General features: G+C 43.1%; 6 protein-coding genes. All 6 read right to left on the bottom strand.

The window, feature by feature from the left end:
- Nucleotides 1-199: 199 nt before the first annotated feature.
- Complete coding sequence (purD, locus tag ACIG3F_RS09485) at nucleotides 200-1,483, bottom strand: phosphoribosylamine--glycine ligase (protein ID WP_396469897.1); 1,284 nt, start codon at nucleotides 1,481-1,483, stop codon at nucleotides 200-202.
- Nucleotides 1,484-1,610: 127 nt separating this feature from the next.
- Nucleotides 1,611-3,185 (bottom strand): bifunctional phosphoribosylaminoimidazolecarboxamide formyltransferase/IMP cyclohydrolase, encoded by a 1,575-nt coding sequence (purH, locus tag ACIG3F_RS09480; protein WP_396469896.1) that lies wholly within the window; start codon nucleotides 3,183-3,185, stop codon nucleotides 1,611-1,613.
- 95 nt (nucleotides 3,186-3,280) lie between these two features.
- Nucleotides 3,281-3,550 (bottom strand): DNA-binding transcriptional regulator Fis, encoded by a 270-nt coding sequence (fis, locus tag ACIG3F_RS09475; protein ID WP_001086304.1) that lies wholly within the window; start codon nucleotides 3,548-3,550, stop codon nucleotides 3,281-3,283.
- A 398-nt stretch (nucleotides 3,551-3,948) separates the two neighbouring features.
- The gene (locus ACIG3F_RS09470) at nucleotides 3,949-4,824 is read right to left on the bottom strand and encodes a DUF3426 domain-containing protein (protein WP_396469895.1); all 876 of its coding nucleotides are present in this window, start codon (nucleotides 4,822-4,824) and stop codon (nucleotides 3,949-3,951) included.
- 15 nt (nucleotides 4,825-4,839) lie between these two features.
- Nucleotides 4,840-5,745 (bottom strand): 50S ribosomal protein L11 methyltransferase, encoded by a 906-nt coding sequence (gene prmA / locus ACIG3F_RS09465; RefSeq protein ID WP_396469894.1) that lies wholly within the window; start codon nucleotides 5,743-5,745, stop codon nucleotides 4,840-4,842.
- A gap of 131 nt (nucleotides 5,746-5,876) precedes the next feature.
- Nucleotides 5,877-6,764 carry a bile acid:sodium symporter family protein gene (locus ACIG3F_RS09460; RefSeq protein ID WP_311203478.1) on the bottom strand — a complete coding sequence of 296 codons (888 nt, stop codon included), beginning with the start codon at nucleotides 6,762-6,764 and terminating at the stop codon, nucleotides 5,877-5,879.
- Nucleotides 6,765-6,783: the final 19 nt, after the last annotated feature.

Here is a 6,783-nt window from a genome sequence, read left to right as displayed (position 1 = left end):
TTGAGTTTGAAGCAATGTACTATGATAAGATTAACCCGTTAGGTCAGGTGGCCTAACTTAAATAAAAAAGTCTCCGACAAACCCGGTACGGTTCAATACTAATTTTGATGAATGGAAAGAATTAGTAGCTCAAATGAAATAAAAATTACTAATTAAAAACCCCGCACTTAGCGGGGTTTTTACTTAACCAAAATTTAGATTAAGCATTTTCACGCGCAATCGCACGGTAACCAATATCTTTACGGTATTGAACGCCGTCGAATGTCACTTTTTTGCAAAGTTCTAAAGCTTTTGCTTGTGCTTCACCAATGGTATTACCCAGTGCAGTCACGCAAAGTACACGACCACCAGCAGTCACGATCTCACCATTTTCATTGGCTTTAGTACCTGCATGGAACACTTTCGCATCTGCCATTTCAGTGTCTAAACCTGAAATCACATCACCATTGCTAGACGTTTCAGGATAGCCACGTGACGCAAGTACGATACCGACAGTCTTGCGCTCATCCCATTCAGCTTCCGCAGGTAAGTTACCAGCAATACCAGCTTCAACCAAATCAACTAAAGATGATTTTAAACGCATCATGATTGGTTGAGTTTCAGGGTCACCAAAACGGCAGTTAAACTCGATCACTTTAGGTTGACCTTGTTCATCAATCATCAAGCCTGCGTATAAGAAACCTGTGTAAACATGACCATCTGCTTTCATGCCGTCAACAGTCGGACGCATCACTTCTTTCATGGTTTTTTCAAATACGTCAGCCGTCACAACAGGCGCAGGAGAGTACGCACCCATACCGCCGGTGTTCGGACCTTGGTCGCCTTCAAAAATACGCTTATGGTCTTGAGATGTTGCCATTGGCAAGATGTTGTCGCCATCAATCATACAAATGAAAGATGCTTCTTCACCTGCAAGGAATTCTTCGATCACAACACGAGAACCTGCATCACCAAATTTATTGCCTGCAAGCATGTCATCAATCGCATCAAATGCTTCTTGATTGGTCATCGCAACGATTACGCCTTTACCCGCAGCAAGACCGTCAGCCTTGATCACAATTGGCGCGCCATTTTTCTCAACAAATGCTTTAGCCGCATCTACTTCAGTAAATACGTCATAGAAAGCAGTTGGAATGTTGTGACGTTTTAAGAAGTGCTTTGCAAATGCTTTAGAGCCTTCAAGCTGTGCAGCAAATTGAGTAGGACCCCAAATTTTTACACCTGCTTCACGGCAAGCATCAACGACACCATTCACAAGTGGGGCTTCTGGGCCCACGATAATTAAATCAATTGCATTGTTTTTTGCGAAATCGATAATCGCAGCATTGTCTAAAATGCTTAAATTTACGTTTTCACATTTATTTTCAGTGGCTGTACCTGCGTTGCCCGGAGCAACAAAGACTTTAGCGACTTTATCGTCTTGTGCGATTTTCCATGCCAATGCATGTTCACGACCGCCATTACCCAAAACTAAAATATTCATTAAAAAAAATCCTTCTGAAATAGAATCCCCCTAAATCCCCCTTTGATAAAAGGGGGACTCCCTTCGCTCTACTATGATATAGAAAACCCTCCTTTATTAAGGAGGGCTAGGGAGGATTTAAAATTAATTAGTGACGGAAGTGACGCATACCAGTGAACACCATTGCAATACCAGCTTCGTCAGCCGCAGCAATCGTTTCTTCATCACGCATAGAACCACCCGGTTGGATAATGCATTTGATACCCGCTTTCGCAGCGTTATCAATACCATCACGGAATGGGAAGAATGCGTCAGATGCCATTACCGCACCTTCAACTATTAAGCCAGCATGTTCAGCTTTGATTGCAGCAATACGAGCTGAGTTTACACGGCTCATTTGGCCAGCGCCGACACCAATGGTTTGACGGTTTTTAGCATACACAATCGCGTTAGATTTTACGTATTTCGCTACTTTCCAAGCGAAGATCATGTCATCGATTTCTTGTTCAGTCGGCGCACGTTTGGTGACTACTTTAAGATCATCTTTAGTGATCATGCCCAAGTCTTGATCTTGAACTAACAAACCACCGTTTACGCGTTTGTAGTCAAGTTGCGATTGACGCGCATCGATTGCTGGAAGTTCGCCACATACAAGTACGCGTACGTTTTTCTTCGCGCCTGTTACTTCAAGAACGCCTTCAGCAACGCTCGGTGCAATGATCACTTCAACGAATTGACGATCTACAATCGCTTGTGCAGTTGCAACGTCTAATTCACGGTTGAATGCAATGATGCCACCGAAAGCAGATTCAGGATCTGTTGCATACGCAAGATCATAAGCTGCTTGAATACCGTCTAAAGATACTGCAACGCCACATGGGTTAGCGTGTTTAACGATCACACAAGCAGGCTTCGCAAATGATTTCACACATTCAAGTGCTGCATCAGTATCTGCGATGTTGTTATAAGAGAGTTCTTTACCTTGAAGCTGTTTCGCTGTTGAAACAGAAGCTTCAGTCGCTGTGTCTTCTACATAGAATGCAGCAGCTTGATGCGGGTTTTCACCGTAACGAAGGTCTTGAACTTTGTTCAATTGAGTATTGAAAGTACGTGCAAATTTGTCTGCCTGACCTTCTTCTTTACCTACGCGAGCGCCTAAGTAAGATGCGATCATGCCGTCATATTGAGCAGTATGTTCAAATGCTTTTACTGCTAGGTCAAAACGAGTTGCATGAGATAAAGCACCCTCAGCTTTAAGCTCGGCAACGACAGTTGCATAGTCAGAAGCATTTACGATGATACCGACTGATGCATGGTTTTTTGCTGCAGCACGAACCATGGTAGGACCACCGATGTCGATGTTTTCGATAGCATCAGCAAGTGAACAGTTTGGTTTTGCTACCGTTGCAGCAAATGGATAAAGGTTTACAACGACTAAATCAATAGCATCAATGTTGTGTTCAGCCATCACAGCTTCGTCTAGACCACGACGAGCCAGGATACCCCCATGAATTTTTGGATGTAGTGTTTTTACACGGCCGTCCATCATCTCTGGAAAACCTGTATGCTCCGAAACTTCAACTACAGCCACATTATTGTCTTTCAACAATTTGTAGGTACCACCTGTAGATAAAATTTCTACCCCTAGAGCAGCAAGTTCTTGTGCAAATTCAACAATACCAGTCTTGTCAGACACAGAGATTAAAGCGCGTTTAATAGTCATGATCTTCGTCACAGTTTTCAAGGAACAGAATAAAACAAAATCAGCAATTTACAGGTTAAAAAAAATGCCTGCGGAAGCCGCAAGCATTTTATCATTTATTCACTCATTAAACCGTGAGCTTTTAACTTTTTACGTAAAGTACCACGGTTGAGTCCGAGAATCTCGGCAGCACGTGTTTGGTTACCACGTGTATATTCTAGAACTACAGATAGAAGAGGTTTCTCCATTTCTGCTAGCACCATGTCGTATACCTGAGATGGTTGCTCGCCCTGCAGTTGTGCAAAATAGTGGCGAACTGCGCGATCTACGTGGATACGTAAAGCAACATCAGATTGTGCAGTAAAAATAGGAGATTTGCTATTCATGCGAATTAATCCGAAAAACAAATATCACTTGGGTAAAGTGATATATAAAAGTGGTCTAGAAATTGAAATGAACTCCATTTTAGATCCTAAAACGGAAGTTCTAAAACTTAGTCATTACATTGAGCCTGTAGCTTGACACATCTCTGCGATTTGGTCGAAAAATAAGCGTAACAATAGTTAAAGTTTTGTTACTGACCAAAATCAAAACAAAAAAATCTGCACGATACGCAATAAATTTTATAGCGCATTAGGCAAGACTGTATTTGTTGTGAAAAAGTCGCGAGGAGTTGCAGCACATAGCTTTCGTGGCGCGTATCATACCATTGTCTAAGCAAAAGTGAGCAAGAAAACTGCATTTTTTTTAACTTTTTTTAATTTTTTAATGCTTTCTCAGCAGATTAGGGGCGAATTATTTCCAAAGTATAGCGATCAAAGCTTTTACGATCGACTGGAAGCTTAAATTTGAATTTAAACGGGCTGTTTTTTGGGATGCGCTGAATATTGACCAGACTTTCAATCAGGTACTCTTCGGAGGACAGGTTATAAGTTGCAATCACTTCACCGCGATGTTCCAGATTGATTCTTAAAATCGGTAAGGCCAGGCTACGGTCATGAAAATTGATCAGCTCACCGCTAAACTCAGCTTCATTATTACCGGTTGCCTTAATTTTGACTTTATTGGCCTGAATTAATGTGTAGTATTTTTCCAGATTGGAACAATTAAACACTTCACAGGCACTGTTAAAGGCCAGACTCATGACATGACTGTTTTTGATGTATTGTGGATTGAACCAAAAAAATTGAAACAGCAACAGGCTGAATAGCGAGAGATTGAGTAAACTCCAGCCTATATAGTACATTGGCCCGCGTTTAGTCTGCTTTTCTGCCTGATCTTCCCAGTTCATACTCGGCAGAACTGAAATCGGCTCGGTACTGAAATAATTCAGGTTATTTAAATAGGTTTCCAGATCAATATTGGAATGTTCAACTTTTTTATCAAAAATCTGTAGCAGGCTATGACGATGCTGCTGATCCGTGTGATAAACACCTGAGTTATTTTGAGCATCAGTTTTGCTGAATTCGCTGGAGTTCGACTGAGCGTGAGACATTGAGGCGGTGACCGAATTCCGGGTTTCGGTCACCAAATGCGATAAGGCATTAAATGAAGTAGTACATTTGGGACAGCAAACCATACCCTGCGCAACGGTGAGTTGAGCAACTGTGACCTTATAGGTGGTGGAACAGGTAGGGCAATGGGTTCTTTTGTCACTCATGGATTATTTATAGGCTCATTCGTTCTTATGGCGTTTACCCGAGATACGGCACCAGTGCTCGTCTCGTTTTTCTACCTCTAATATATCAAAATAATTTGAGTAAATGCTAGTAACATCAGCAACTTGCTCTTCAATCACTCCGGCAAGTGCGAACTGTCCCTCAGATTTAATTAAAGTTGCGAACTCAGGAGCCAGCATCATCAGTGGTGCTGCCAGAATATTGGCAACAAAGACGTCAGCTTTGGTATTGCCGAGCTCATCTCTAAATTCTTCTGGCAGTCCGACATAAAGTTTGTCCAGTACGCCATTCAGTTCAGCATTTTGCTGAGTCGCCAGTACAGCTTGTGGATCGATATCAGTGGCATATGCTTTTTTCGCACCTAATAAGAGTGCAGCTACCGCGAGAATGCCTGAACCACAGCCATAATCGATAACAATTTTATCTTTCACATCAATCTTGCCCAGCCATTGTAAGCACAGGAAAGTTGAAGCGTGGGTGCCTGTTCCGAAAGCCAGACCTGGATCAAGCTTGATATTTACCGCATCGGCATCAGGTGCTTCCATCCACTCCGGTACGATCCAGTATTTATCAGCAATCTGAATTGGCTCATAGGCATCCATCCAGGTGCGTTCCCAAGCCTGATCTTCAATCAGTTCATGACGGATCGGAGCATCTGGCATTTGTGCACGAATAAAGGTTTCTAGTGCGGCAACATCGATTTCTTCGCCTTCTTCCTGCGCATAAATACCGGTCACAATCACTTTATTCCAGAGTGGTGTTTCACCTGGAAGTGGTTCCAGCAAATCCTGGTTTTCAGCATCATCCAGAGTCACACTCACTGCGCCTAGCGAGCTGAGTAATGTCTCAGTAAAATCAACCTGAGCCTGTTCAACCGTAATATGAATTTGTAACCACTTCACAGAAATAACCTTTATACATTTTTCAAAAAGCTATTGTAACGGAAGTTCAGACTCAACGCTGCTATCTTCTTGATCCATTCCCAAAATAAAAAGGATGCCTGAGGCATCCTTTGAACAGTTCCAGAGCTTATCTAATCCAGATTCGTTAAAGGTGTTTGCGCCGGGAGTGGTGCAAGCCGATTCAATAGACTGCCAAAAATTGCAGCAAAGATATACATAAAGATAGAATAAACCGCGGCTGGGATCGCCACAGCAGCACTGCCAATCACGGTCAGGGCAATAGTCATGGCGAGGGTGCTGTTATGAATGCCAATTTCAAATGCACTGGCACGGGCTTGAGCGCTATTAATGTTCAGTAGTCGTGGAATCAGATAACCAATACTCAGGCTCAGGATGCAGAATAAGGCAGTCGCCAGGCCAACCTGGGTCAGGTATTCGCCGATATTTGTGCGTTCTTTAATAAGTGTGGCAATAATAATCAGCACCAAAAAGCCAATGGAAAAAATCCGCAACGGCCGATTCAGTTTTGCTGTCACGCTTGGTGCATAGCGCCGAATCAGCATGCCAATTCCCACCGGAATCAGGATGATCGCAAAGACTTGCAGAATCTTGCCGAATTGCAGGCCAACTTGCTGGCTATCCTGCATAAAATGCATGATCGAAAAATTAATAATTAAAGGTAAGGTAATTGCTGCGATGACTGAGTTGATAGCAGTCAAAGTGATATTGAGGGCTAAGTCACCTTTAAACAGATAGCTAAACAGGTTGGCCGTTGCACCCCCGGGCGAAGCCGCCAGGAGCATCAACCCGACCGAGAGCAATGGGGTTAAAGCGAATAGTTTGCAAAGCAAAAAGGCAATGCCAACCAGAACAACCAGTTGGCAGAACAATGCTATAAATACGGCTTTGGGGTGGCGAGTGACACGGCTAAAGTCCCGAGGTGTCAGTTCAAGGCCCAGTCCCATCATGATGATTGCAAGTGCCAGCGGCAGTAATATCGTTATAAGGCCAGAATCCATCTGTATGCTCCTTGTCGAA

The organism is Acinetobacter sp. NPDC052428 (assembly GCF_044547685.1).
GTDB lineage: Bacteria > Pseudomonadota > Gammaproteobacteria > Pseudomonadales > Moraxellaceae > Acinetobacter > Acinetobacter lwoffii_G.
The sequence above is the reverse complement of the archived record's forward strand: the minus strand, read 5'-3'. Positions and strand labels throughout refer to the sequence as shown.